This is a genomic window from Acidovorax sp. JG5 (assembly GCF_017939685.1).
In the GTDB taxonomy this organism is placed as follows: domain Bacteria; phylum Pseudomonadota; class Gammaproteobacteria; order Burkholderiales; family Burkholderiaceae_C; genus Acidovorax.
Genome location: NZ_JAGKSE010000003.1, coordinates 214,706 through 237,894, shown reverse-complemented (window position 1 = coordinate 237,894; position 23,189 = coordinate 214,706). Strand labels below are relative to the sequence as shown.

The 23,189-nt window shown below is 65.2% G+C and carries 28 protein-coding genes; 22 read left to right on the top strand and 6 right to left on the bottom strand.

Features of this window, described 5'->3' with window-relative positions; genetic code table 11:
- The first annotated feature begins 16 nt into the window (after positions 1 to 16).
- From J8G26_RS05225 to J8G26_RS05200, 6 genes are all read left to right on the top strand, one after another.
- Complete coding sequence (locus J8G26_RS05225; protein WP_087747375.1) at positions 17 to 718, top strand: 3-oxoacid CoA-transferase subunit A; 702 nt, start codon at positions 17 to 19, stop codon at positions 716 to 718.
- Positions 719 to 747: 29 nt separating this feature from the next.
- A complete protein-coding gene (locus J8G26_RS05220) occupies positions 748 to 1,392 on the top strand; it encodes a 3-oxoacid CoA-transferase subunit B (RefSeq protein ID WP_349238305.1) in 645 nt (214 codons plus the stop codon).
- 36 nt (positions 1,393 to 1,428) lie between these two features.
- Positions 1,429 to 2,631, top strand: a complete 1,203-nt coding sequence (gene pcaF / locus J8G26_RS05215; protein ID WP_210568188.1) for a 3-oxoadipyl-CoA thiolase — start codon at positions 1,429 to 1,431, stop codon at positions 2,629 to 2,631.
- Between the two features lie 2 nt (positions 2,632 to 2,633).
- On the top strand, positions 2,634 to 3,446 hold the full coding sequence (pcaD, locus tag J8G26_RS05210; protein WP_210568187.1) for a 3-oxoadipate enol-lactonase: 813 nt from the start codon (positions 2,634 to 2,636) through the stop codon (positions 3,444 to 3,446).
- A gap of 36 nt (positions 3,447 to 3,482) precedes the next feature.
- Positions 3,483 to 4,211 (top strand): SDR family oxidoreductase, encoded by a 729-nt coding sequence (locus tag J8G26_RS05205; RefSeq protein ID WP_087747371.1) that lies wholly within the window; start codon positions 3,483 to 3,485, stop codon positions 4,209 to 4,211.
- Positions 4,212 to 4,453: 242 nt separating this feature from the next.
- Entirely contained in the window at positions 4,454 to 5,464 is a 1,011-nt protein-coding gene (locus J8G26_RS05200; protein WP_087747369.1) for a tripartite tricarboxylate transporter substrate binding protein, read from the top strand.
- Between the two features lie 92 nt (positions 5,465 to 5,556).
- On the opposite strand, the gene J8G26_RS05195 is transcribed toward J8G26_RS05200, so the two are convergent.
- Positions 5,557 to 6,198 carry a trimeric intracellular cation channel family protein gene (locus J8G26_RS05195; RefSeq protein WP_087747367.1) on the bottom strand — a complete coding sequence of 214 codons (642 nt, stop codon included), beginning with the start codon at positions 6,196 to 6,198 and terminating at the stop codon, positions 5,557 to 5,559.
- A gap of 80 nt (positions 6,199 to 6,278) precedes the next feature.
- Entirely contained in the window at positions 6,279 to 8,144 is a 1,866-nt protein-coding gene (gene kefC / locus J8G26_RS05190) for a glutathione-regulated potassium-efflux system protein KefC (RefSeq protein WP_210568186.1), read from the bottom strand.
- 202 nt (positions 8,145 to 8,346) lie between these two features.
- On the opposite strand from kefC, the gene J8G26_RS05185 reads away from it, so the two are divergent.
- From J8G26_RS05185 to J8G26_RS05175, 3 genes are all read left to right on the top strand, one after another.
- Positions 8,347 to 8,985, top strand: coding sequence for a LysE family transporter (locus J8G26_RS05185; protein WP_087748362.1), 639 nt, complete (start codon positions 8,347 to 8,349; stop codon positions 8,983 to 8,985).
- 106 nt (positions 8,986 to 9,091) lie between these two features.
- A complete protein-coding gene (locus tag J8G26_RS05180) occupies positions 9,092 to 9,709 on the top strand; it encodes a ParA family protein (protein ID WP_087747363.1) in 618 nt (205 codons plus the stop codon).
- A gap of 80 nt (positions 9,710 to 9,789) precedes the next feature.
- Positions 9,790 to 10,254: a MaoC family dehydratase gene (locus J8G26_RS05175; protein WP_087747360.1), complete on the top strand. Its 465-nt coding sequence runs from the start codon at positions 9,790 to 9,792 to the stop codon at positions 10,252 to 10,254.
- Between the two features lie 28 nt (positions 10,255 to 10,282).
- Here J8G26_RS05175 and J8G26_RS05170 read toward each other — a convergent pair whose 3' ends face one another.
- The gene (locus J8G26_RS05170; protein ID WP_087747357.1) at positions 10,283 to 10,594 is read right to left on the bottom strand and encodes a DUF4148 domain-containing protein; all 312 of its coding nucleotides are present in this window, start codon (positions 10,592 to 10,594) and stop codon (positions 10,283 to 10,285) included.
- 221 nt (positions 10,595 to 10,815) lie between these two features.
- On the opposite strand from J8G26_RS05170, the gene J8G26_RS05165 reads away from it, so the two are divergent.
- Positions 10,816 to 11,847, top strand: coding sequence for a LysR family transcriptional regulator (locus J8G26_RS05165; RefSeq protein ID WP_210568185.1), 1,032 nt, complete (start codon positions 10,816 to 10,818; stop codon positions 11,845 to 11,847).
- On the opposite strand, the gene J8G26_RS05160 is transcribed toward J8G26_RS05165, so the two are convergent.
- The gene (locus tag J8G26_RS05160; protein WP_210568184.1) at positions 11,765 to 12,268 is read right to left on the bottom strand and encodes a tRNA (cytidine(34)-2'-O)-methyltransferase; all 504 of its coding nucleotides are present in this window, start codon (positions 12,266 to 12,268) and stop codon (positions 11,765 to 11,767) included. The two genes, J8G26_RS05165 and J8G26_RS05160, sit on opposite strands and share 83 nt — an antisense overlap.
- A 60-nt stretch (positions 12,269 to 12,328) precedes the next feature.
- Positions 12,329 to 13,051, bottom strand: coding sequence for a ComF family protein (locus J8G26_RS05155; protein WP_210568183.1), 723 nt, complete (start codon positions 13,049 to 13,051; stop codon positions 12,329 to 12,331).
- A 35-nt stretch (positions 13,052 to 13,086) separates the two neighbouring features.
- Here J8G26_RS05155 and J8G26_RS05150 point away from each other — a divergent pair, with 35 nt between their 5' ends.
- From J8G26_RS05150 to J8G26_RS05115, 8 genes are all read left to right on the top strand, one after another.
- Positions 13,087 to 13,989: a biotin synthase gene (locus tag J8G26_RS05150; RefSeq protein ID WP_087747352.1), complete on the top strand. Its 903-nt coding sequence runs from the start codon at positions 13,087 to 13,089 to the stop codon at positions 13,987 to 13,989.
- A gap of 112 nt (positions 13,990 to 14,101) precedes the next feature.
- Positions 14,102 to 14,563, top strand: coding sequence for a DUF2244 domain-containing protein (locus J8G26_RS05145; RefSeq protein WP_087747349.1), 462 nt, complete (start codon positions 14,102 to 14,104; stop codon positions 14,561 to 14,563).
- Between the two features lie 58 nt (positions 14,564 to 14,621).
- Complete coding sequence (gene coxB / locus J8G26_RS05140) at positions 14,622 to 15,791, top strand: cytochrome c oxidase subunit II (protein ID WP_210568182.1); 1,170 nt, start codon at positions 14,622 to 14,624, stop codon at positions 15,789 to 15,791.
- A gap of 30 nt (positions 15,792 to 15,821) precedes the next feature.
- On the top strand, positions 15,822 to 17,453 hold the full coding sequence (ctaD, locus tag J8G26_RS05135; RefSeq protein WP_210568181.1) for a cytochrome c oxidase subunit I: 1,632 nt from the start codon (positions 15,822 to 15,824) through the stop codon (positions 17,451 to 17,453).
- Between the two features lie 11 nt (positions 17,454 to 17,464).
- Positions 17,465 to 17,575, top strand: coding sequence for a cytochrome oxidase small assembly protein (locus J8G26_RS05130; protein ID WP_210568180.1), 111 nt, complete (start codon positions 17,465 to 17,467; stop codon positions 17,573 to 17,575).
- A gap of 10 nt (positions 17,576 to 17,585) precedes the next feature.
- Positions 17,586 to 18,203, top strand: coding sequence for a cytochrome c oxidase assembly protein (locus J8G26_RS05125; RefSeq protein WP_210568179.1), 618 nt, complete (start codon positions 17,586 to 17,588; stop codon positions 18,201 to 18,203).
- Complete coding sequence (locus J8G26_RS05120) at positions 18,200 to 18,418, top strand: DUF2970 domain-containing protein (protein WP_210568178.1); 219 nt, start codon at positions 18,200 to 18,202, stop codon at positions 18,416 to 18,418. The genes J8G26_RS05125 and J8G26_RS05120 overlap by 4 nt, the downstream gene beginning before the upstream one ends.
- A gap of 53 nt (positions 18,419 to 18,471) precedes the next feature.
- The gene (locus tag J8G26_RS05115; RefSeq protein WP_210568177.1) at positions 18,472 to 19,353 is read left to right on the top strand and encodes a cytochrome c oxidase subunit 3; all 882 of its coding nucleotides are present in this window, start codon (positions 18,472 to 18,474) and stop codon (positions 19,351 to 19,353) included.
- A gap of 62 nt (positions 19,354 to 19,415) precedes the next feature.
- On the opposite strand, the gene J8G26_RS05110 is transcribed toward J8G26_RS05115, so the two are convergent.
- Positions 19,416 to 19,637 carry a twin transmembrane helix small protein gene (locus tag J8G26_RS05110; protein WP_210568176.1) on the bottom strand — a complete coding sequence of 74 codons (222 nt, stop codon included), beginning with the start codon at positions 19,635 to 19,637 and terminating at the stop codon, positions 19,416 to 19,418.
- A gap of 15 nt (positions 19,638 to 19,652) precedes the next feature.
- Here J8G26_RS05110 and J8G26_RS05105 point away from each other — a divergent pair, with 15 nt between their 5' ends.
- The 4 genes from J8G26_RS05105 to cyoE are packed head-to-tail and all read left to right on the top strand — an operon-like array spanning position 19,653 to position 23,188.
- A complete protein-coding gene (locus tag J8G26_RS05105) occupies positions 19,653 to 20,429 on the top strand; it encodes an SURF1 family protein (RefSeq protein WP_210568175.1) in 777 nt (258 codons plus the stop codon).
- Positions 20,371 to 21,117 (top strand): hypothetical protein, encoded by a 747-nt coding sequence (locus J8G26_RS05100; RefSeq protein ID WP_087747336.1) that lies wholly within the window; start codon positions 20,371 to 20,373, stop codon positions 21,115 to 21,117. Before J8G26_RS05105 ends, J8G26_RS05100 begins: the two co-directional genes overlap by 59 nt.
- Positions 21,114 to 22,295 carry a COX15/CtaA family protein gene (locus J8G26_RS05095; protein WP_210568174.1) on the top strand — a complete coding sequence of 394 codons (1,182 nt, stop codon included), beginning with the start codon at positions 21,114 to 21,116 and terminating at the stop codon, positions 22,293 to 22,295. Before J8G26_RS05100 ends, J8G26_RS05095 begins: the two co-directional genes overlap by 4 nt.
- The gene (cyoE, locus tag J8G26_RS05090; protein ID WP_210568173.1) at positions 22,292 to 23,188 is read left to right on the top strand and encodes a heme o synthase; all 897 of its coding nucleotides are present in this window, start codon (positions 22,292 to 22,294) and stop codon (positions 23,186 to 23,188) included. The genes J8G26_RS05095 and cyoE overlap by 4 nt, the downstream gene beginning before the upstream one ends.
- Position 23,189: the final 1 nt, after the last annotated feature.

Sequence of the window (23,189 nt, the reverse complement as noted above, 5' to 3'; positions counted from 1 at the left end):
TCCCGGAAGACATTCCATGATCAACAAGATAGCGGACTCGGTAGCGCAGGCACTTTCGGGTGTGCAGGATGGCGCCACCGTGCTGATTGGCGGCTTTGGCACGGCGGGCATTCCTGACGAGCTGATCGAAGGGCTGATTGCCCACGGCGCGCGCGACCTGACCATCGTCAACAACAACGCCGGCAATGCCGAGCAGGGCGTGGCCGCGCTGCTCAAGGCCGGGCAGGTGCGCAAGATCATCTGCAGCTTTCCGCGCCAGGCCGACAGCTATGTGTTTGACGACCTGTACCGCAGTGGCAAGCTCGAACTGGAGCTGGTGCCCCAGGGCAACCTGGCCGAGCGCATCCGCGCTGCCGGTGCCGGCATTGGCGCCTTCTTTTGCCCCACGGCCTATGGCACCGAGCTGGCCAAGGGCAAAGAGACGCGCGAAATCAATGGCAAGCACTACGTGCTCGAATACCCCATTTACGGCGACGTGGCCCTGATCAAGGCCGAAAAGGGCGACCGCTGGGGCAACCTCACCTACCGCATGTCGGCGCGCAACTTCGGCCCGGTGATGGCCACCGCCGCCAAGACCACCATTGCCACGGTGCACGAGGTGGTGGAACTGGGCGCGCTCGATCCCGAAGCCATCGTCACGCCGGGCGTCTATGTGAGCCACGTCGTCAAGATCGCCCGGGTTGCCACGCAGGCCGGTGGTTTCAAGAAATCTGCATGAAATTGGCCTCTGGCGCAAAAGGAGCAAGCGTGAGCAGCTATCAAAGACGTAGTAAAGAAGAGTTGGCCAAGCGCGTGGCGCAAGACATCCACGACGGTGCCTATGTCAACCTGGGCATCGGCCAGCCGACCCTGGTGGCCAACCACATCCCCGCAGGCCGCGAGGTCATCCTGCAAAGCGAGAACGGCATTTTGGGCATGGGCCCGGCGCCGGCTGCTGGCAGCGAAGACTACGACCTCATCAACGCCGGCAAGCAACCTGTGACCTTGCTGGCGGGCGGCGCATATTTTCACCATGCCGACAGCTTTGCCATGATGCGCGGCGGCCACCTCGATATCTGCGTGCTGGGCGCCTTCCAGGTGTCGGCTACGGGCGACCTGGCCAACTGGAGCACGGGCGAGCCCGGCGCCATTCCCGCCGTGGGCGGCGCCATGGACCTGGCCATCGGTGCCAAGCAGACCTGGGTGATGATGGACTTGCTCACCAAGCAGGGCGCCAGCAAGGTGGTGGCGCAGTGCACCTATCCGCTCACCGGCATTGGCTGCGTCAGGCGCATTTATTCCGACCTCGCCACGCTGGCCTGCACGCCGCAGGGCCTGCAGCTCATCGACAAGGTCGAAGGGCTCGAACACGCTGAACTCGAACGCCTTGTCGGCCTGCCCATCCAGGCCTGAATTCCTTTTAGACCCGCAAGATCCCCGGAGACACCCATGACCCAAGCCTTCATCTGTGACGCCATCCGCACCCCCTTCGGCCGCTACGGCGGTGCCTTGTCCAGTGTCCGCACCGACGACCTCGGCGCCATCCCGCTCAAGGCGCTGATGGAGCGCAACCCGGGCGTGGACTGGGCCGCCGTGACCGATGTGCTCTATGGCTGCGCCAACCAGGCCGGCGAAGACAACCGCAACGTGGCCCATATGTCCAGCCTGCTGGCGGGCCTGCCGGTGGAAGTGCCGGGCGCCACCATCAACCGCCTGTGCGGTTCGGGCCTCGATGCCGTGGGCACGGCCGCGCGCGCCATCAAGGCCGGCGAAGCGGGGTTGATGATCGCTGGCGGCGTGGAAAGCATGAGCCGCGCCCCGTTTGTCATGCCCAAGGCCGAAAGCGCCTTCAGCCGCAACAACGCGGTGTATGACACCACCATCGGCTGGCGTTTCGTCAACAAGCTGATGAAGGCGCAGTACGGCGTGGATTCCATGCCCGAAACGGCCGAAAACGTGGCCACTGACTTCGGCATTGAGCGCGAGGCGCAAGACCGCATGGCCCTGCGCAGCCAGCTCAACGCCGTGGCGGCGATCAAGGCCGGCCACCTGGCGCGTGAAATCGTGGCGGTGACGATTCCCCAGAAAAAGGGCGACGCCATCATCGTCAGCCAGGACGAACACCCCCGCGAGACCAGTCTGGAAGCGCTGGCCAAGCTCAAGGGCGTGGTGCGGCCCGACGGCACCGTCACCGCAGGCAATGCCTCGGGTGTGAACGATGGCGCCTGCGCGCTGCTGCTGGCCAACGAAGCCAGCGCCGCCCAATATGGCCTGACGCCGCGCGCCCGCGTGGTGGGCATGGCCACCGCCGGCGTGGCGCCGCGCATCATGGGCTTTGGCCCCACGCCCGCCACGCTGAAGGTGCTGGCGCAAACCGGCCTCACCATCGACCACATGGACGTGATCGAGCTCAACGAAGCCTTTGCAGCACAGGGCCTGGCCGTGCTGCGCGCCCTGGGCCTGAAAGACGACGACGCCCGCGTGAACGCCTGGGGCGGCGCCATTGCGCTGGGCCACCCGCTGGGCGCCAGCGGCGCCCGCCTGGCCACCACGGCCATCAACCGCCTGCACGCCACCGGCGGCAAATATGCGCTGTGCACCATGTGCATTGGCGTGGGGCAGGGCATTGCCGTGATCCTCGAACGCGTCTGACCGTGCCCACAACCGTGCAGACCCAAACCATCGACACCCCCGGCGGGCGCTTTCGCGTGCGCCTGGACGGGCGTGCGGATGCGCCCGTGCTGGTGTTTTCCAACTCGCTGGGCACCACGCTGGAGATGTGGGACACGCAGGCGCAGCACTTCGCCCAAACCCACCGCGTGCTGCGCTACGACACGCGCGGCCATGGTGGCAGCGTGGTGTCGCCAGGCCCCTATAGCTTTGAGCAGCTCGGCGGCGATGTGGTGGCGCTGCTGGATGCCCTGAATATCGCCAAAGCCAGCTTTTGCGGCATCTCCATGGGCGGCCTCACCGGGCTGTGGCTGGGCGTGCACGCGGGCGAGCGCCTGAACCACCTGGTGGTGTGCAACAGCGCCGCCAAGATTGGCACGGCCGAAGGCTGGCAAACCCGCGCTGCGCTGGTGCGCGACAAGGGCACTGCAGCCATGGCCGAGCTGGCGGCCTCGTCGCCCGGCCGCTGGTTCACCGAGCCCTTCATCGCGGCCCAGCCCGCGCTGGTGGCCACGGCGCAAGGCTGGATTGCCGACATCGCGCCCGAAGGCTATGCCGCCTGCTGCGATGCCCTGGCCCAGGCCGATCTGCGGGGCGCCATGGCCGCCATCCGCGTGCCCACGTTGCTGATTGCCGGTGCCAGCGACCCGGTGACCACCGTGGCCGATGCGCAGGCCATGCAGCGGGCCATAGGGGGCGCGCGCCTGGCCGAAGTGCCGGCTTCGCACCTGTCCAACCTCGAGGCACCGGTTGCGTTTGACGATGCGCTGGCCGCCTTTCTGGCCACCGGTGCCTGAACCGTTGGCGCACCACGCAACGCACCTGCAAAAGCCATGACCCACCCGAACACCACCCCCGAGCGCGTACTGATCACTGGCGGCGCCGCCGGCATCGGTGCTGCCATTGCCGAGCGCTGCCGCGCCGAGGGCTACCTGCCGGTCGTCATTGACCGCATGGTGGACGGCGTGCCCGGTGGCATCCGCGCCGACCTGTCGGATGCGGCCGACACCGCGCGCGCATTGCAAGAAGCGCTGGCCGGTGGCCCCATCACCCGGCTGGTCAACAACGTGGGCGTGGTGGTGCCGGCCGATGCCGAGCACCAGACGCTGGCCGAATTCGACCTGGCGGTGGCGCTGAACCTGCGCTGCGCTTTCCAGTGCATGCAGGCCCTGCTGCCGGGCATGAAGGCGGCGGGCTTCGGGCGCATCGTCAACATGTCCTCGCGCGCGGCGCTGGGCAAAGAGCTGCGCACCGCCTACGCCGCCACCAAGGCCGGCCTGATCGGCATGACACGCGTGTGGGCGCTGGAGCTGGGGCCGCACGGCATCACGGCCAACGCCATCGGGCCCGGCCCCATCCGCACCGAATTGTTCGACCGCGCCAACCCACCCGACGCACCGCGCACCCGCGCCATCATCGAGGCCGTGCCCGTCAGGCGCATCGGCACGCCCGACGACGTGGCCCATGCCGCCAGCTACCTGCTGGACGCGCGCAGCGGTTTTGTCACGGGCCAGGTTCTGTATGTCTGCGGCGGCATGACCGTCGGCGTGGCGGGCGTCTGACGGCATGGCGACGGCGGGTTTTGATGGCTTGCGCCATGCCATGTGCGCCGGCGCTGCCGTACCTACAATTGAAAAGCACCACGGACAATGCCGTGGTGTCGATGTTCCTGGTGGCCGCGATCTATATCGCGGTCATCCTGATCCGGCCCCACCTGTGAGGCCTTGACACTGGCTGCTGTGCAAGGGCATGCACGCCCCGCGCCGCAGACACCATTCTCCCGAGCAAGACCGAGGAAACAACCATGACCACTTTGACACACCGCACCTCCCTGGCTGGCCGCCGCAAGGCCCTGGCAGTGCTGGCCAGCCTGGCGGCGGGCGCGGCAACCCTGCCGGGCGCTGCCTTTGCGCAGGCCTATCCCACCAAGCCCATCTCCATCGTCGTGCCGTTCTCGGCCGGCGGCACGACCGACATCCTGGCGCGCCTGGTGGGCCAATACCTTTCGACCGAGCTGGGCCAGCCGGTGGTGGTGGACAACAAGGCCGGCGCGGGCGGCAACATTGGCGGGCAATACGCCGCCAGGGCCGCGGCCGATGGCTACACCCTGTTCATGGGCACCGTGGGCACGCACGCCATCAACGCCAGCCTGTACAAGAAGATGCCTTTTGACCCCATCAAGGACTTCGCACCGCTGACGCGCGTGGCCAATGTGCCCAACCTGCTGGTGGCCAACCCCCAGCAGCCGTTCAAGACAGTGCCCGAGATGATCGCCTATGCCAAGGCCAACCCCGGCAAGATCAACTTCGGCTCGCCCGGCAACGGCGCGTCGCCGCACCTCTCGGGCGAGTTGTTCAAGTCGTTGGCCAAGGTTGATCTCACGCACATCCCCTACAAGGGCAGCGCACCGGCCGTGACCGATCTGCTGGGCAACCAGATTGCCATCATGTTCGACAACCTGCCCTCGGTGATTCCGCATGTGCGTTCTGGCAAGCTGCGCGCCATTGCCATCAGCACCGCCAAGCGCTCGCCCGAGCTGCCCGATGTGCCAACCATCGCCGAAGCCGGCGTGCCCGGCTATGAGGCCATGTCGTGGTTCGGCATGTTTGCGCCCGCCGCCACGCCCAAGCCGGTGCTGGACAAGCTCAGCGCCGCGCTGGCCAAGGTGCTGGCCAACCCCGAGGTGAAGAAAAAGATCGCCGACCAGGGTGGCGAGTCCGTCAATGAGACGCCAGCCCAGTTTGCTGCCTTCATCAAGTCGGAATCGACCAAGTGGGGCAAGGTGGTCAAGGAGTCGGGCGCAAGCCTCGACTGATCCGCACCGCAGTTGCTTCTGAATTGATAGCTGCTGGCGCACATGCATGGTGCGCCAGCAGCTATTTTTGTTTCAGGAAACGTGGTGCACGTTTACACCCGCCACGCCGGCAACTGCCAGTTGCGCCACAGCGCCAGCACGCGCAACCCGCCGGTCACCAGCACGCAGGCCAGCAGCGGGGCCCAGTCGGGCACCTCCAACTGGCGCAGGGCCACGTCCACCCAGCCGCCGGCAAAGGCGCACAGGGCATAGGGGCGGTGGTCGCTGAAGGCCTGGGGCACCTCGTTGCACAGCACATCGCGCAGCACGCCGCCAAACACGCCGGTGATCACGCCCATCATGACGGCGATGAGCGGGGGCATGCCCACGGTCATGGCCACATCCACGCCCACCGCCGCAAACAGGCCCAGGCCGATGGTGTCGGGCAGCACCATGGCGCGCTCGGTGGGCTTGATGTGGCGCCGGCGCATGAACAGCATGGCGCCCACGCACAGCGCCAGGATGCCCCACACATAGCCCGTGTGGCGCACCCAGAAGAAGGGCCGCTGGTCCAGCAGCAGGTCGCGCAGGGTGCCGCCGCCAAAGGCGGCCACAAAGGCCACCACGCACACGCCCACGGCATCCATGCGCTGGCGCGCGGCGGCAACCATGCCCGACAGCGCAAAGGCCACGGTGGCCGCAATTTCCAGCACAAAACGCAGGGTGTGTATCCACGGGGTTTCGGACAGGTCCATGAGGGCGATGGTAGCGGGGGGGGTGAATGATTTGCTACTAAATATATAGCTGCATGCGCTTGTTGTGAAAGCGCTAGAGCCTATTTTTGATCCAATTTTCCGGGCAATCCTGGGGCGGCGTCGGCGTCGGCGGGCATGGCGGCCTGGCGCTCCTGCCGTTCCTTGGCCATCTGCTCGGCCAGCTGGTTGCGCCCCTCGCGGGCCACGGCAATCATCTTGGCGCGGTCCTGGTGGTGTGGGTACATGCGGTCGGCCAGCGCAATGTTGTGTGTGCGAAAGCGCTGCGTGATGTCTTGTGCCTCGGCGGGTGGCAGGCCCATGAGTTCGAGCACGCTGCGGGCGCTGAGCAGGCTCGACTCGAATAGCTCGCGCTGCACGTTCGTCACGCCCAGGTCACGCAGCGCGTTCCAGTGTGTCAGGTCGCGGGCGCGGGCCACCACGGCCAGCTGGGGGAAATGCTTGCGCGCCAGCGCCACGATCTTGAGCGACTGCTCGGGGTCGTCCACCGCCACCACCAGCACGCGGGCCTGGCCGGCGCCGGCCATGCGCAGCAGGTCGAGCCGGGTGGCGTCGCCGTAGAACACGCGGTAGCCAAAGGCGCGCGCCACTTCCAGAATCTCGACGCTGTGGTCGAGCACCGTGGTGGGCACGCCCTGTGCCAGCATCATGCGGGCCACGATCTGGCCATAGCGGCCAAAGCCGGCGATGAGCACGGGCGCCTCCTGGGGTTCGGATATCTCGGCCGCGGCGGGCGGCTTTTTGAGGGTGGCGAAGCGGCGCAGCAGCAGCCGGTCCAGCAGCACCAGCAGCAGCGGGCTCAGCAGCATGGACAGCGCCACGGCGCCAATCAGCAGCGAGGCGGTTTCGGTTTTCAGAACCCGGGCGCCAGCGGCCGCCTGGAACACCACAAACGCAAACTCGCCGCCCTGGGCCAGCAGCAGCGTGAACACTGGCCGCTCCTGGTAGGGGATCTGGGCCGCCCGCGCCAGCCCATAGATCACCACGGCCTTGACGACCAGAAAGCCCAGCACCAGGGCCGCCATCTGCCAGGGCGAACGCATGAGCACGCCAAAGTCGATGCTCATGCCCACGGCAATGAAGAACAGCCCCAGCAGCAGGCCCTTGAAGGGCTCGATGTCGGCTTCGAGCTCGCGGCGGTATTCGCTGTCGGCCAGCAGCACGCCCGCCAAAAAGGCGCCCAGCGCCATCGACAACCCCACCAGCACCATCAGGTAGGCAATGCCCACCACCAGCAGCAGGGCGGCAGCGGTGAAGATTTCGGGGGTCTTGCTTTTGGCGATCCAGCGCAGCAGCGGCCGCAGCAGCAGCCGGCCCCCCAGCACGATGGCGCCGATCACGCCCACGATCTTGACCGCTTCCACGGCAAGGTCGCTGGCACCGAGCTCGGCGCCCTGGCCGACGGCGGCGGCGCCCAGCAGCGGCAGCAGGGCCAGGATGGGAATGGCCGCCACGTCCTGGAACAGCAAAATGGAAAACGCCGCCTGGCCGCTGCTGGTGCGCAGCAGATTGCGCTCGGACAGCGATTGCAGTGCGATGGCCGTGGACGACAGCGCCAGCCCCAGCGCGCCCACCAGGCTGATGCGCCAGGGTAGCCCCGCCAGCCAGCCCAGCGCAAACAGCGCGGCCGCACAGCCCAGCACCTGCGCCGAACCCAGGCCGAAAATGGGCCGGCGCAGGCTCCACAGGCGGCTGGGCTGGAGTTCCAGCCCGACGAGGAACAGCATCAGCACCACGCCGAACTCGGCAAAGTGCAGGATGTCTTGCACATTGCTCACCAGCGCCAGCCCCCACGGCCCGATGGCAATGCCCGCCGCCAAGTAGCCAATGATGGCGCCCAGCCCCAGGGCCTTGGCAATGGGCACGGCCAGCACCGCGGCGCCCAGGTACAAAAAGCCGTAGGTGAGCCAGGTGGGTGCGTGTTCCATGGGGTGTGAGCGTGGGCGGGAAAGGTGGCCCGCCAGCGGCGAGTGTGGCGCCGATTCTGGCATTGCTTTCGATTGCTATATTGTTGATAGCTTGTAGCGCTTTATCCATAAGCGCTGGTGCGCATTATTGTTCGTATTCAAGGGGGCGAGCGTCCGGTTGCTAAGATGCTTGCCCTTCTTTCCTTCTTGTGTGGACTTTTTCATGGACTTGCAGACCTGGCTGGCTTTTTTTGCGGCGTCGTGCCTGATTGCGGTGTCGCCGGGTTCGGGGGCCGTGTTGTCGATGAGCCACGGCCTGTCGTACGGCGTGCGCAAGACGGGGGCCACCATCGCCGGGCTGCAGGTCGGGCTGCTGCTGATCTTGCTGATTGCCGGCGCGGGCGTGGGCTCGCTGCTGCTGGCCTCCGAGGTGGCCTTCAGCGTGGTCAAGGTGCTGGGCGCCTGCTATCTCATCTATGTGGGCTGGAGCCAGTGGCGCGCGGGTGCCACATCACCTATTCAGGGGGACGACGCGGCACCGGCCGGGCCGTGGCAAAAACGCTTTCTGACGGGGTTTTTGACCAATGCCACCAATCCCAAGGGCATCATCTTCATGGTGGCCGTGCTGCCCCAGTTCATGACCGAAGGCCGCCCGCTGTGGTTACAGCTGCTGGTGATGGCCGCCACCACAGTCGCGGTGGACGTGACGGTGATGCACGGCTACGCTGCCGGGGCCAGCGCCTTGCGCCGCCTGATGCGCAGCGCCAGCGCCGTGCGCACGCAAAACCGCGTGTTTGGCGGCTTGCTGATGGCGGTGGGCGCGGGGCTGTTCTTCGTCAAGCGCGGCGGGCAACATGCCTGAGGCGGCAGTTGCTTTGATTTTGATAGCTGCTTGCGCTTTATGCATAAGCGCTAGAGGCACTTTTCATTCAAATTTTATTTAACGGTTGATTCCGGGAGGTTGTGTCATGCCAGTGGTCGTAGTTGCCAATCCCAAGGGCGGCGTGGGCAAGTCCACGCTCTCCACCAACGTAGCCGGGTATTTCGCCCGCCAGGGGCATCCGGTGATCCTGGGCGATACCGATCGCCAGCAGTCCGCCCGCCTGTGGCTGAGCCTGCGCCCGCCCGCTGCCCGCCCCATTGGCGCCTGGGACGCCACGGCGGATGACATCATCAAGCCGCCCAAGGGCAGCTCGCACGCGGTGCTCGACACCCCGGCGGGCCTGCATGGCCGGCGCCTGGGCGATGTGCTCAAGCTGGCCGACCGCATCATCGTGCCGCTGCAGCCCAGCGTGTTCGATATTTTTGCCACGCGCGCTTTTCTGGACCAGCTGGCCGAGCACCGCCGTGCCGCGGGCGTGCAGGTGGGCATTGTCGGCATGCGGGTGGATGTCCGCACCCACGCGGCAGACCAGTTGCACCAGTTTGTCGAAAGCCTCGGCTTTCCCGTGCTGGGCTACCTGCGCAACACGCAAAACTATGTGCACCTGGCAGCGCACGGGCTCACGCTGTTCGACGTGGCGCCAGCGCGCGTGGCGCGCGATCTGGAGCAGTGGCAGGGCATTTGTTCCTGGCTGGACGCCTGATGGACAACCGGCGGGCAGCAGTGGCACTGCTGTCACCTGCCTGACAGGCCTTGTGCGGGCGGCGACGCACCATTGCCTGCATGAAAACCTTCCACTCCTACTCTGAAGTCAGTGCCTGCGTGGGCCAGGAGGTCGTCGTGACCGACTGGGTCACCATCACGCAGGAACAGGTCAACCTGTTTGCCCAGGCCACGGGCGACCAGCAGTGGATTCATGTGGACCCCGAGCGCGCCAAGGCCGGGCCGTTTGGCGGGCCCATTGCGCATGGCTTTCTCACGCTGTCGCTGATTCCTCGGTTTTTCGACGACGGAATGCGCATCGAAGGCGCCCGCATGGGGGTGAACTACGGCCTGAACCGGGTGCGTTTCACGGCACCCGTGCCGGTGGGCAGTCGCCTGCGCGCACGGCTGCAGCTGCAGTCCACCGAGCCCCTGGCGCCCGAGGGGCTGCAGATGACCTGGCTGGTCACGGTGGAGCGCGAGGGCAGCGACAAACCGGTGTGCGTGGCCGAATCCTTGTCGCGCAGCTACGGCGCTGCGCCATAAAGTTCGGTCCACCGGGATTTTCAACGTCTCATTGGTCGCCGCTGGCCAGGACGGTGGATGTTGCCGTGGGCATCCCGCCGGGCAGCCAGGCGCCGGCGGAGGTGGTGCCCAGCGGCGCCGGAGCGTTGTACCACTCGCCATCACGGGGTAGCGTGCCCGCCTTGCGGGAAGCCACCAGGTCGGCGATCACGGCTTCGCGGGTCAGGGTGCCAGGGGCCTCGGTCGCGGTCAGGGGCTGGTTGGCCCTGTCGCCATCAAGGGGCGGTGGAGAGTCTGCCTGGGCGGCCAAGGCGGTCAGGGTCAGAGCGGCGGCGACGGCCAGGGTGCGGTAGGTGGTCATGATGATTCCTTCAAAAAAGCAGGAGTTGGGCCAGTTCTTCAGGACCTGTCCCGGTGTCTTGGCGCCGGTTTTGTCCTGCCTCGGTGAGTGCCTGCAAGGGTGTCGCTCATCGATGCAATGGACTCTATCGAGGGTTATCCCGTGGGAAAAGCGCTGTTCTCACAATGAATAATTCTTGAAAATGGAATAATCGAGCCGCTGGCAAACATTTACTTACGGAAATGGACAGATTGTTGACCATGCGTGTTTTTCAGGCCGTCGTTGAGGAGGGCGGCTTTGCGGCGGCGGCACGGTCGATGGATTTTTCGCCCCCGGTGGTCACCCGGCTGGTGGCCGATCTGGAGCAGCACCTGGGCACGCGCCTGTTGCAGCGCACTACCCGCAAGCTGGCCCTGACCGACGCCGGAGAGGCCTATTTGCAGCGAGTGCGCGCCATCCTGCATGAAATCGAGGATGCCGAGGCGGCCGCTGCTGCCAGCACTCGTGACCTGCATGGCACCATCCGCGTGCTGGCAGCGCCGGTGCTGGCCACGCACTTTCTGGCACCGCTGCTGGCGCCCTGGCATGCGTGCTATCCCAGGCTCATGCTCGACATCCTGGTCGATGCGTTTCCCTCGTCGCGGGTGGACGAGTTCGATGTCACTTTCATGGTGGCGGGCGGAGATTACGACGGCAATATCGTCGCCCGGCCCATGCTCCATGGCGAAGCCATTGTGATTGCCGCGCCCCGGTATCTGCAGTGCAAGGGGATGCCCGCCGAGCCGGGCGACCTGCACAACCACGAATACCTGCGCGATTCAGGCCAGGTGGTTCGCACCCAGAGCGGTTTCGCGCGCAGGGTGCGGCTGTTGCCCGCGCAGGGCGAGGGGGCGGCGCAGGAGGTGGAAATGCCGGTGGTGTTGCAGTCCGTCAGCACGGACGTGTTGTTGCGCGCCGCCGTGGACGGCATGGGCGTGACCGTGATGTCGCGGCTGCTGGCCGCACCCTATCTGGCCACGGGTGCACTGGTGCATGTGTTGCCCGACTGGATTTTTTCCCGCTACACGGTGTATGCCGCACTGCCGTCGCGCCGCATGATGCCGGCGCGCACCAAGGTGTTTCTCGATTTTGTGAGCGAGCGCTCACCGCGTCTGGCCTACGGGTACCAAGGGGACCGAGAGTCGCAGGGCGTCAGAGCAACTGCTCCGCCGGGGTCGCGGCGGCCACGCCGGGCATGCCAAAACTGTTCTGGCGCCAGGCCTCAAAGACGGTGACGGCCACCGCGTTGGACAGGTTCAGGCTGCGTTGCCCGGCCACCATGGGCAGGCGCACGCGCTGCGCGGGCGGGAAGGTTTCGCGCAACTCGGGGGGAAGACCCCGCGTCTCCGCCCCGAAAATCAGCCAGTCGCCGGGGAGAAAGCAGGTGTCGTAGACGCTGTGGCTGCCGTGCGTGGTCAGGGCAAACATGCGCGTCGGATCGGGCTGGGCGGTGCGTAGAAAGGCCGTCCATCCCGGATGCCGTTGCACCTGCGTGTATTCCTGATAGTCCAGCCCGGCGCGGCGCATCAGCCGGTCTTCCATGGAGAAACCCAGCGGCTCGATCAGGTGCAGCGTGCAGCCCGTGTTGGCCGCCAGGCGAATCACGTTGCCGGTGTTGGGCGGTATCTCGGGTTCGACCAGAACGATTTGGAACATGGCGCGTATTGTCGTGCGGGCACCCGGACCTGTGCAGCGCCGTCGTAAACAAAGGTTTCTTCAGTTCAATTCGGTGCGAGCCACCACTATGGCCGTGATATGCGCAGCACCGGCCTCGCGCAGTGCCTGGGCTGCGGCATTCAGCGTGGCGCCGGTGGTCATGACATCGTCCACCACAACGATGCGTTGCCCCCGCACGGAGGCGGCGCGGTGTGGCTCGATGGCAAACGCGCTCTGCAGGTTGCGCAGGCGCTGGCTGCGGGGCAGGCCACTTTGCGCCTCGGTGGCGCGCAGCCGCAGCAGCAGGGTGGCGTCCATCTTGGGGCCGGCGATGTGGCGGGCCAGCAGGGCGGCCTGGTTGAAACCGCGCTGATGCAGCCGTTCACGCGAAAGCGGCACCGGAAGCACGCGGTCGGCGGCGTCCAGCGCCGGTTCCACCCAGGGCGTGCTGCGCAGCAGCGTGGCCAGCGCCTTGGCCCAGCCGGGATCGCTGCGGAACTTGAATTCGGCGATGGCGCAGGCCCATGGGTAACCGTAGTCCACCGCCGCAAAGCACGCGTCCAGGCCAGGCGGCTCGCGCAGGCAGGCGCCGCATTCCGAGACGCCTTCAGGCACCGCCAAGGCGCAGCGCGTGCAGCGCGCGCGGGGTTGCGCAAAACGGGCGGCGCAGCCGTCGCACACGCGCCGGGCCGGCCAGGCGTGGCACACGGCACACTGGCTCGGCAGGCGGTCGACCAGCGCACCGATGCGCCGTGATGTCCCTGCCAGCATCTTGTAAAGCATTCCATCAATATACTTGCTCGCCCTTCTTTGCAGCCATGTCCACCGAGCATCCTCCCTCCATCGATCCCGTTGCTGCCGCCCGCTGGCACGCCGCAGCAACTGCCCAATCGCCCTGGCTGCATGAAGAGGTGGCCCGGCGCATGGACGACCGCCTGCAGTGGATTCGCCACGCTCCCGCAGCCTGGTGCCACTGGGACGCGGTGCGCGGCGGGCTGCAAGGCCACGCCCTGGTCAGTGCTCGCTACCCCCAGGCGCTTTGTCAGGTGACGGAAACATCGCCGCACTGTTTGCCGGTGGCGATGCAGGCGCTGACCCGGCCATGGTGGAGCCCGGCGCGGTGGAGTGCAGGGCGCCCGCGGTTTGGCTTGCCGGAGGACGGGAGCGTGCAGATGCTCTGGGCCAACATGGCACTGCACATGGCGAGCGACCCCCAGGCCCTCATCGCCCAATGGCATCGCGCGCTGGCGGTGGATGGTTATCTGATGTTCTCGTGCCTCGGGCCCGACACCGTGAAAGAACTGCACGCGGTGTATGCAGCGCTCGGCTGGCCACCCGCAGGGCAGTCCTTCACCGACATGCACGACTGGGGCGACATGCTGGTGCACGCAGGGTTTGCCGAGCCCGTGATGGACATGGAGCGCATCCGGCTGACCTTTGCCACGCCGCAGCGCCTGCTGCAGGAACTGGCGGAGCTGGGGTGCAATCTGCATCCCCAGCGCTTCCCGGCGTTGCGCGGACGCCACTGGCGCAGCCGCCTTCACGAAGTTTTACAGGACAAGCTGGGTGATCCGGAACACGATGGACAACTGGCGCTAACGTTTGAAATCATCTATGGCCACGCTTACAAGCCCAAGCCCAGAGTGCGGGTGAGCGCCAGCAGCGCGGTTTCCCTGCAAGACATGCGCGCCATGTTGCGAGAAGGCGGCGACAGGAGCTGAGTCGTAACGTCTTGTCAATGACGTGGGACAAGGAGCGCTACAATTCCGGTCGATTGAGAGTTGGGTACCTTCGCACTGCATCAGTGCGGTGGTCGTTTGCAAGGCTTTTGCGTTGACTAGTCTGATTTTTCGCTTTGCCACGGTGTCGGGCCAGCGTATTGACTGGCAGTTGGCCCGTAATGGTTCGGTTGCACGCGCGCGGATGGGGTTGTGCGCCTTGTCTTTGGCAATGGTTTTTCTTTTCTGGATGACTGGCGGCCGGTGGGACATGCCTTTTGCCTGGCTGGTCATCGTCGCCGTGGGATTGGGATTCGCCAGGTGCGGGCGCCATGCGGCGGATGGCGAGAGGATTTCGCTGCAAGGTTCGCGCCTGGTGGTGGAGAGGGAGACGGCAGGCAGGCTGGAGCGCGCTGAATTTGACCGGAGCCGGGTTCGTGTCGAGCCCAAAACCGGACACCGGTCGCTGATCACGCTGTCTGCGCAGGGTCGCTCGGTGGAGGTGGGGCGCTTCGTGCGCCCCGAGCTTCGCCCGGCCTTGGCATCGGAGATCCGCAGAGCCTTGCGCGCTGCCTGACCCCGTGCAGGTGCGCCAAGTGATTGGTTAAATTGAGGCTTAGAAGTAAGTGAGAACTATGAAGAGCATTTCCAACAAGCTGGCTTCTCTGCTGCTGACTGCCGGTGCATGGGTGGGCACTGCGGCCCATGCCGTTCAAGACCTGCCCGGCGGCCCCGCAGTCAACCAGCTGAACCTGCATCCCCCGGTGACCAAGATTGCCGAAGAACAGCACTTCCTGCACTGGATGATGCTGATCATCTGCACGGTGATCTTCATTGCGGTGTTTGCCGTGATGTTCTATTCGATCTGGAAGCACCGCAAATCCCAGGGCGCCAAGTCGGCCAATTTCCATGAGTCCGTAACGGTGGAGGTGGTCTGGACCATTGTTCCTTTCATCATCGTGATACTCATGGCCCTGCCGGCGACGAAAGTCCTGGTCGCCCAGAAAGACACCACCAACGCTGACCTGACCATCAAGGCCACCGGATACCAGTGGAAATGGGGCTACGACTACATCACGGGCGAAGGCGAGGGCCTGGCCTTCATCTCCACCTTGGACAGCAGCCACCGTGCAATGTCCGACAGTGGCAATGTCAGCGCGGCGCCTGCCAACTACCTGCTCCAGGTGGACAACCCGATGGTGGTTCCCGTCAACAAGAAGGTGCGCATCATCACCACCGCCAACGACGTGATCCATGCCTTCATGGTGCCGGCCTTCGGCATCAAGCAGGATGCGATTCCCGGCTTCGTGCGCGACACCTGGTTCCGTGCCGAGAAGGTGGGCGACTACTATGGCCAGTGCGCCGAGCTGTGCGGCAAGGAACACGCCTACATGCCCATCCATGTGAAGGTGTTGTCGGCCGAGGATTACAGCCAGTGGGTAAGCGAGCAAAAGAAGAAGGCCGCCGCCAAGCTCGACGATCCCGCCAAGGTGTGGGCGCTTGACGATATGCTCAAGCGCGGTGAAAAGGTTTATGCCGCCAACTGCGCAGCCTGCCACCAGGCCAACGGCAAGGGCGCGGGTGCGATCAAGGCACTGGACGGTTCTGCCATCGTGCTCGACGCCGATCATGCCAAGCAGATCCAGGTGCTGCTCAAGGGTGCGGCCAACGGTGCCATGCCTTCGTGGGCACAACTGAGCGATACCGACATTGCTGCCGTGGTCACCTACACCAAGAACAACTGGTCGAACAAGACCGGGCAGCTGGTACAGCCGGCGGAAATTGTGGCCCAGCGTGGCAAGTAATCACCGCCCCCAAGCATTGAGGAATTCAAAATGAGCGCAGTTCTCGACAATCACGGGCACGCTGGTGACCACGCACACGACAGCCACGACCACCATGCGCCATCCGGCTGGCGCCGTTGGGTGTACGCCACCAACCACAAGGACATCGGCACGCTGTATCTGCTGTTCAGCTTCACCATGCTGATGGTGGGCGGCGTGCTGGCGCTGCTGATCCGCGCCGAGCTGTTCCAGCCCGGGCTGCAGCTGGTCAACCCCGAGCTGTTCAACCAGCTCACCACCATGCACGGGCTGATCATGGTGTTTGGCGCCATCATGCCGGCCTTCGTGGGCTTTGCGAACTGGATGATCCCGCTGCAGATCGGCGCGTCCGACATGGCGTTTGCGCGCATGAACAACTTCAGCTTCTGGCTGCTGATTCCGGCGGCGCTGCTGCTGGTGGGCTCGTTCTTCATGCCCGGCGGCGCACCGGCTGCGGGCTGGACGCTGTATGCGCCGCTGACCCTGCAGATGGGCCCGTCGATGGACGCCGGCATTTTTGCCATGCACATCATGGGCGCCAGCTCCATCATGGGCGCGATCAACATCATCGTCACCATTTTGAACATGCGCGCGCCGGGCATGACGCTGATGAAGATGCCCATGTTCGCCTGGACCTGGCTGATCACCGCCTACCTGCTGATTGCCGTGATGCCCGTGCTGGCCGGCGCCATCACCATGACGCTGACCGACCGCCACTTTGGCACCAGCTTCTTCAACCCCGCCGGCGGCGGCGACCCGGTGATGTACCAGCACATCTTCTGGTTCTTTGGCCACCCCGAGGTGTACATCATGATCTTGCCGGCCTTCGGCATCATCAGCCAGATCGTGCCCGCCTTTGCGCGCAAGAGGCTGTTTGGCTACACCTCCATGGTCTATGCCGTGGCGGCGATTGCCATCCTGTCCTTCATCGTCTGGGCGCACCACATGTTCACCACCGGCATGCCGGTCACGGGTCAGCTGTTCTTCATGTACGCGACCATGCTGATCTCCGTGCCAACGGCCGTGAAGGTGTTCAACTGGACGGCCACCATGTGGCGCGGCTCCATGAGCTTTGAAACCCCGATGCTGTTCGCCGTGGGCTTCATCTTCGTGTTCACCATGGGCGGTTTCACCGGCCTGATCCTGGCCATGGCCCCGATTGACATTCAGTTGCAGGACACCTATTACGTGGTGGCCCACTTCCACTACGTGCTGGTGGCCGGTTCGCTGTTCTCCATGTTCGCTGGCGTGTACTACTGGCTGCCCAAGTGGACCGGTGTGATGTATTCGGAAACGCGCGGCCAGATCCATTTTTGGACATCGCTGATCTTCTTCAACATCACGTTCTTCCCGATGCACTTCCTGGGCCTGGCCGGCATGCCGCGCCGCTACGCCGACTACCCCATGCAGTTTGCTGATTTCAACGCGATTGCGTCGGTGGGTGCCCTGGGTTTTGGTTTGGCACAGGTGTACTTCTTCCTGGCTGTGGTGGTCCCGGCCATGCGCGGCAAGGGTCCAAAGGCTCCCGCCAAGCCCTGGGATGGCGCAGAAGGCCTGGAGTGGGAAGTCCCCTCGCCAGCCCCGTTCCATACCTTTGAAAATCCGCCCAAGCTGGACGCCACGGCAACCCGCGTGATCGGTTGAATGCCATGCCCATGACCCCCGAACAAAAAAAGAGCAACCTGCGGATGGCGCTGATCCTGGCGTCCGTGGCTGCCGTTTTCTTCGTCGGGTTCATGGTCAAAGTCGTTCTGCTGTCCCGCTGAGCACCGCGCCATGAGCATTCACCGCGAAAACGCCAAGATGGTGGGCAAGCTGGCCGTGATAGCGGCGGGCATGTTTGCCTTCGGCTACGCGCTGATTCCGATTTACAAGCACATCTGCGAGCTGACCGGCATCAACATCCTGTCGCTTTCAGAGCGGCAGGTGCCGGGCAACGGTGTTGCCGGCAAGGATGTGAAGGTGCCGGCCAACACGCAGGTGGACACGAGCCGCACCATCACGGTCGAGTTCGACGCCAATGCGCGTGGGCCCTGGGATTTCAAGCCGGCACAGCGCTCAGTCAAAGTGCATCCCGGTGAATTGACGACGGTGATGTACGAGTTCCAGAACGTGCAGAACCGCCGCATGGCCGCGCAGGCGATTCCCAGCTACGCGCCACGGCAGGCGGCTGCGCACTTCAACAAGCTGGAGTGCTTCTGCTTTAACCAGTACATCCTGGAGCCGGGCGAGAAGAAGCAATGGCCTGTGGCCTTCGTGATTGATCCGCGGCTGTCCAAGGATGTGACCACGATCACGCTGTCCTATACCTTCTTCGAGGTGGGCGGAAAAACGCCGCCGGCGCCCGAGTCAACGGCTGCTGTCTCTCTTGCGCCGGTGAAGGAGGGGGTATGAGTCCGGTCAATCCATCCGATTCTGCCGTGCAGCGCAAGGGGTCCGTGTTGCGCACGGTGCGTGCGGTCGCCTGGTCACTGATTGGCCTGCGCAAAGGCAGCGAATATCAGCAAGACCTGGAGAAGATCAATCCCCTGCACATCATCGTGGTGGGGTTGCTGGCCATTTTTCTACTGGTGCTGTCGCTGATTGCGGTGGTGAACTGGGTGGTTTGACCGTCGCCTAAATGCCAACCCAATAACAAAGATTTTGAGATTCAGGAGCTGAAATGAGTGCATCAACCCACGGCGCAACCCCTTACTACTATGTGCCCGCAGAGTCGCGCCACCCTGTGATGGCGGCCGCAGGCCTGTTTTTTGTGATTCTGGGCGCTGCCCAGTGGATCAATGGCCACGACTGGGGTAAGTACTCCCTGGCCGTGGGCATGGTGTGGTGGCTGTTTGTGTTGTACCAGTGGTTCCGTGATGCTGCGCGTGAAAGCGAAGGGGGGCTCTACGGACACAAGATCGACCTGTCCTACCGCTGGAGCATGAGCTGGTTCATCTTTTCCGAGGTGATGCTCTTCGGAGCTTTCTTCACGGCCCTGTGGTGGGCGCGCGCGCACTCGGTGCCGGCATTGGGCAGCCTCGACAACGCCCTGCTCTGGCCCGATTTCAAGGCCGTATGGCCCAGCATTGCCGCAGGTGCCACGGCGTCTCCCGCTGGCATTGTGGAGCCCTTCCAGACCGTCGGCCCCTTCTGGCTGCCGACGATCAACACGGCGCTGCTGCTGACTTCGGGTGTGACGTTGACCATTGCCCACCATGCGTTGCGTGAAAATCACCGCGGCAAGACGATTGGCTTCATGTGGGCCACCGTGCTGCTGGGCTTTGTCTTCCTGTGCGTGCAGGGCTACGAGTATTTCCACCTGTATACCGACCTGAACCTCAAGCTCAGCTCGGGCGTGTTCGGCTCCACGTTCTTCATGCTGACGGGTTTCCACGGCTTTCACGTGTTCCTGGGCATGGTGATGCTGCTGGTCATTACCTTGCGCCTGCAAAAGGGTCATTTCACTGCTGACAAGCATTTCGGCTTTGAGGGTGCCGCTTGGTACTGGCACTTTGTGGATGTGGTGTGGCTTGGCCTGTACATCCTGGTGTACTGGATGTAAGGCGGCCCTGCAGAACAAAAAAAGCGCCGCAAGGCGCTTTTTTGTTGCAATGCAGCGGTGTCTCATCGCGTGGCGGGCAAGCCCGTGGGCTGGATATATCCCAGTTGCCATGCGGCCAGGATGCAAATGAACAGAACGATCGAGATCCCCACCCGAAATGCCAGTGCCTTGGCCATGTGGCTGCCCTTGGCCTTGTCGTTGCGTCCGTTACGCATCATGAAAAAAAGGGCAGAGGCCAGGCTGGCGAGAATGGCAAGAAACGCCACAGCGACAAGATATTTCATGGAGCACATTATCCCGTGACACCTGCTCAACGTGCCTGGGGTCTGCGTTTCTGGCTGATCACCCTGGCTGCCGTGGCCAGCGTCCTCGTCACCGCTTCGCTGGGGCGTTGGCAGCTGTCGCGTGCCGCGCAAAAGCAGGCCCTGCAGTCGCTGCTGGACGAGCGGGCCGCCATGCCGCCAATCGACAGCCACCAGCTGCGTGGGCAGGTGCTGGCCGATGCCGGCAGTGCGCAGAACCTGACGCACCGCGCCGTGCGGCTGCAAGGGCGCTGGCTGACGGAGCACACCGTGTACCTGGACAACCGGCAGATGCAGGGGCGGCCCGGCTTTTTTGTGCTTACGCCGCTGCGGCTGGAGGAGGGCGACGACGCGGTGGTGCTGGTCCAGCGCGGCTGGGTTCCGCGCAACTTTCAGGACCGCCAGCAGCTGCCCCCGGTTCAGACGGAGGCTGGCGTGGTGCAGCTGGAGGGGCGCATCGCGCCGCCGCCGTCGCGCTTGTATGAGTTTGACCGTTCCGCTGGTTCGCTGGGGTCTTCCCGCATCCGGCAAAATCTGGACCTTGCTGCGTTTCGTGCCGAGACGGGGCTGGCATTGATGAACCTGTCGGTGCTGCAAACGGGGCCTGCCAGCGGCGGCCTGCAACGGGACTGGCCCGTGATCGGCGCTGGCGTCGACAAACACTACGGTTACGCATTTCAATGGTTCGGGCTCAGCAGCCTGATTGCACTTCTTTATGTCTGGTTCCAACTCGTCCGACGCTTCTTTCGCCCGCGCCCCCGGCCACTCGCCTGAGGCGGGCGCAGACCATCCCCTGGGCCTCACGGTGCACGACCTGCCCGAGGTCGGCAGCGCCGTGGCCCATGCCCAGACCACCCGCCACGGGCGCTGGAAGATGCTGGCGGTGCTGCTGGTTTGCGCAGCCCCGGTCATTGCCTCGTATCTCACCTATTACGTGGTGCGACCCGAAGGCCGCCGCAATTACGGTGAGCTGATCCAGCCGCAGCGCACCTTGCCCGACCTGGCCACGGCCACGCTCGATGGCGCGCCCGCCAAGCTGCCCGCGCTCAAGGGACAGTGGCTGCTGGTGAGCGTGGGCGGCGGGGCGTGCGAAGCCCTGTGCCAGCAGCACCTGTATCTGCAGCGGCAACTGCGCGAAAGCGTGGGCAAGGAGAAAGACCGTGTGGACTGGGTCTGGCTCGTGACCGATGCAGCCCCTGTGCCGCCAGACATCGCTGCGGCCCTGCAAAAGGCCACGGTGCTGCGGGTTGATGCCCCCGCGCTGGCCCAGTGGCTCGAACCGGCTGCGGGCCACGCTCTGGCCGAACACCTTTACCTGGTGGACCCCATGGGCAACTGGATGATGCGTTTTCCTGCCGGCATGGATGCCGCCGGGGCCGCCAAGGCCAAGCGGGATCTGGAGCGGCTGCTGCGCGCATCCTCCTCCTGGGATGAGGCCGGACGGCCAGGGCAGCCCGGATGATGGACACCCAACCGCTCTACGACCTGGCGCCGCTGGCGCAGCTGATGCTGCTGGGCATCGTGATCGCGCTCGGGCCGCTGGCCTGGGTGGGCTGGCGCACCCGTGGCGGCGCACCGGGGCGCCGTTTGCAGGCGTTGGCGGTGCTGACCCTGTTCCTGACCTTTGATCTGGTGCTGTTCGGTGCCTTCACCCGGCTGACGGATTCCGGCCTCGGTTGCCCCGACTGGCCAGGCTGTTATGGCAGCGCCAGCCCGGTCGGCGCGCGGGCCGAAATAGCGGCAGCGCAGGACGCCATGCCCACCGGGCCCGTGACGCACGGCAAAGCCTGGGTTGAGATGATCCACCGCTACCTCGCCACGGGCGTGGGTGTGCTCATCATCGTGCTCACCGTGGCCAGCTGGTTGCAGTGGCGGCAAGCGCGGCGCGGCACCGGCGCGCCCCCGGCCGTGAACCCGTGGTGGCCCACCTTCACCCTGGTCTGGGTCTGCCTGCAGGGCGCGTTCGGCGCGCTCACGGTCACCATGAAGCTGTTTCCCGCCATCGTCACGCTGCATCTGATCGGCGGCCTGGTGCTGCTGGCGCTGCTGTGCGCGCAGGCCGTGCGCCACACCCAGGCGGTGCGGGGCATGCCGCCCGCCGTGCTGGCGGCGCCGCTGCGCTGGGGCATTGCCATCACCGGTGCGCTGGTGGCGCTGCAGATTGTGCTGGGGGGCTGGGTCAGCACCAATTACGCCGTGCTGGCCTGCACCACCTTTCCCACCTGCCAGGGCAGCTGGTGGCCCGTGATGGACTTTGCCCAGGGCTTTGAGCTGTGGCGGCCGCTGGGGATGCTGCAGGACGGCAGCCACATCAGCTTTGCCGGCCTGACCGCCATCCACTACGCGCACCGCCTGATGGCCTATGCGGTGCTGCTGGCGCTGGCATGGCTGGCGTGGCGCCTGCACCAGGCCGCTGCGCTGCGCGTGCAGGCGCGCTGGCTGGCGGGCCTGGCGCTGCTGCAGCTGGCCACCGGCCTGAGCAACGTGGTGCTGGGCTGGCCCCTGCTGGCGGCGGTGCTGCACACGGGGGGCGCTGCCGCCCTGGTGGTGGTGCTGACCTGGGCGGCTGCGTCGAGCCGGGCCGCCCGCGCGCCCTTTGAGTCTTTCGCGCCATCGCGCGCACCGAGAGTTTCCGCATGAGTGTTGCCCCCACCCTTCCCGCGCCGTCGCGCTTTTCGCAGTTTTACGCGCTGACCAAGCCGCGCGTGGTGCAGCTCATCGTGTTCTGCGCGCTGATCGGCATGGTGCTGGCCGTGCCGGGCCTGCCCACGCTGGCGCAACTGGGGCAGATGGCGCTGGCCAGTGCTGGCGTGTGGCTGGTGGCGGGCGCTGCCGCGGCCTTCAACTGCATCGTCGAGCAGGGCATTGATGCCAAGATGAAGCGCACCTCCTGGCGGCCCACGGCCAAGGGCGAGTTGTCCAACACGCAGACCCTGCTGTTTTCGGCCCTGTTGTGTGCGGCCGGTTCGGCCTTGCTGTATGTCTGGGTCAACCCGCTGACCATGTGGCTCACGTTCGCTACCTTCGTGGGCTATGCCGTTGTCTACACCGTCATCCTCAAGCCGCTGACGCCGCAGAACATCGTGATCGGCGGCGCCTCGGGCGCCATGCCGCCCGTGCTGGGCTGGGCCGCCATGACGGGTGAAGTGGGCCCCGAGGCGCTGATCCTGTTTCTGATCATCTTTCTGTGGACGCCACCGCATTTCTGGGCGCTGGCGCTGTACCGGGTGGAGGACTACCGCAAGTCGGGCCTGCCCATGCTGCCGGTCACGCATGGCAACGAGTTCACGCGCCTTCAGGTTTTTCTGTACACGCTGATCCTCTTTGCGGGCTGCCTGATGCCGTTCATCTATGGCATGAGTTCGTGGATCTATCTGGCAGCAGCCGTGCTGCTGAGCGCCGGGTTCTGCGGCTACGGCTTTGCACTGTGGCGCAATTACTCTGACGCGCTGGCGCGCAAGACCTTCCGTTTCTCCCTCATTCACCTGAGCGTGCTGTTTGCTGCGCTGCTGGTGGACCACTATGCGCTGTGAA

Coding starts and splice junctions, on each gene's coding strand:
- J8G26_RS05175 (WP_087747360.1), top strand. CDS start 9,790: ATGAAAACCTTCCACTCCTACTCTGAAGTCAGTGCCTGCGTGGGCCAG.
- J8G26_RS05225 (WP_087747375.1), top strand. CDS start 17: ATGATCAACAAGATAGCGGACTCGGTAGCGCAGGCACTTTCGGGTGTG.
- J8G26_RS05200 (WP_087747369.1), top strand. CDS start 4,454: ATGACCACTTTGACACACCGCACCTCCCTGGCTGGCCGCCGCAAGGCC.
- J8G26_RS05165 (WP_210568185.1), top strand. CDS start 10,816: ATGGACAGATTGTTGACCATGCGTGTTTTTCAGGCCGTCGTTGAGGAG.
- coxB (WP_210568182.1), top strand. CDS start 14,622: ATGAAGAGCATTTCCAACAAGCTGGCTTCTCTGCTGCTGACTGCCGGT.
- ctaD (WP_210568181.1), top strand. CDS start 15,822: ATGAGCGCAGTTCTCGACAATCACGGGCACGCTGGTGACCACGCACAC.
- J8G26_RS05115 (WP_210568177.1), top strand. CDS start 18,472: ATGAGTGCATCAACCCACGGCGCAACCCCTTACTACTATGTGCCCGCA.
- J8G26_RS05125 (WP_210568179.1), top strand. CDS start 17,586: ATGAGCATTCACCGCGAAAACGCCAAGATGGTGGGCAAGCTGGCCGTG.
- kefC (WP_210568186.1), bottom strand. CDS start 8,144: ATGGAACACGCACCCACCTGGCTCACCTACGGCTTTTTGTACCTGGGC.
- J8G26_RS05100 (WP_087747336.1), top strand. CDS start 20,371: ATGTCTGGTTCCAACTCGTCCGACGCTTCTTTCGCCCGCGCCCCCGGC.
- J8G26_RS05170 (WP_087747357.1), bottom strand. CDS start 10,594: ATGACCACCTACCGCACCCTGGCCGTCGCCGCCGCTCTGACCCTGACC.
- J8G26_RS05155 (WP_210568183.1), bottom strand. CDS start 13,051: ATGCTTTACAAGATGCTGGCAGGGACATCACGGCGCATCGGTGCGCTG.
- cyoE (WP_210568173.1), top strand. CDS start 22,292: ATGAGTGTTGCCCCCACCCTTCCCGCGCCGTCGCGCTTTTCGCAGTTT.
- J8G26_RS05205 (WP_087747371.1), top strand. CDS start 3,483: ATGACCCACCCGAACACCACCCCCGAGCGCGTACTGATCACTGGCGGC.
- J8G26_RS05150 (WP_087747352.1), top strand. CDS start 13,087: ATGTCCACCGAGCATCCTCCCTCCATCGATCCCGTTGCTGCCGCCCGC.
- J8G26_RS05110 (WP_210568176.1), bottom strand. CDS start 19,637: ATGAAATATCTTGTCGCTGTGGCGTTTCTTGCCATTCTCGCCAGCCTG.
- J8G26_RS05130 (WP_210568180.1), top strand. CDS start 17,465: ATGACCCCCGAACAAAAAAAGAGCAACCTGCGGATGGCGCTGATCCTG.
- J8G26_RS05180 (WP_087747363.1), top strand. CDS start 9,092: ATGCCAGTGGTCGTAGTTGCCAATCCCAAGGGCGGCGTGGGCAAGTCC.
- J8G26_RS05160 (WP_210568184.1), bottom strand. CDS start 12,268: ATGTTCCAAATCGTTCTGGTCGAACCCGAGATACCGCCCAACACCGGC.
- J8G26_RS05185 (WP_087748362.1), top strand. CDS start 8,347: ATGGACTTGCAGACCTGGCTGGCTTTTTTTGCGGCGTCGTGCCTGATT.
- J8G26_RS05095 (WP_210568174.1), top strand. CDS start 21,114: ATGATGGACACCCAACCGCTCTACGACCTGGCGCCGCTGGCGCAGCTG.
- pcaF (WP_210568188.1), top strand. CDS start 1,429: ATGACCCAAGCCTTCATCTGTGACGCCATCCGCACCCCCTTCGGCCGC.
- J8G26_RS05120 (WP_210568178.1), top strand. CDS start 18,200: ATGAGTCCGGTCAATCCATCCGATTCTGCCGTGCAGCGCAAGGGGTCC.
- J8G26_RS05195 (WP_087747367.1), bottom strand. CDS start 6,198: ATGGACCTGTCCGAAACCCCGTGGATACACACCCTGCGTTTTGTGCTG.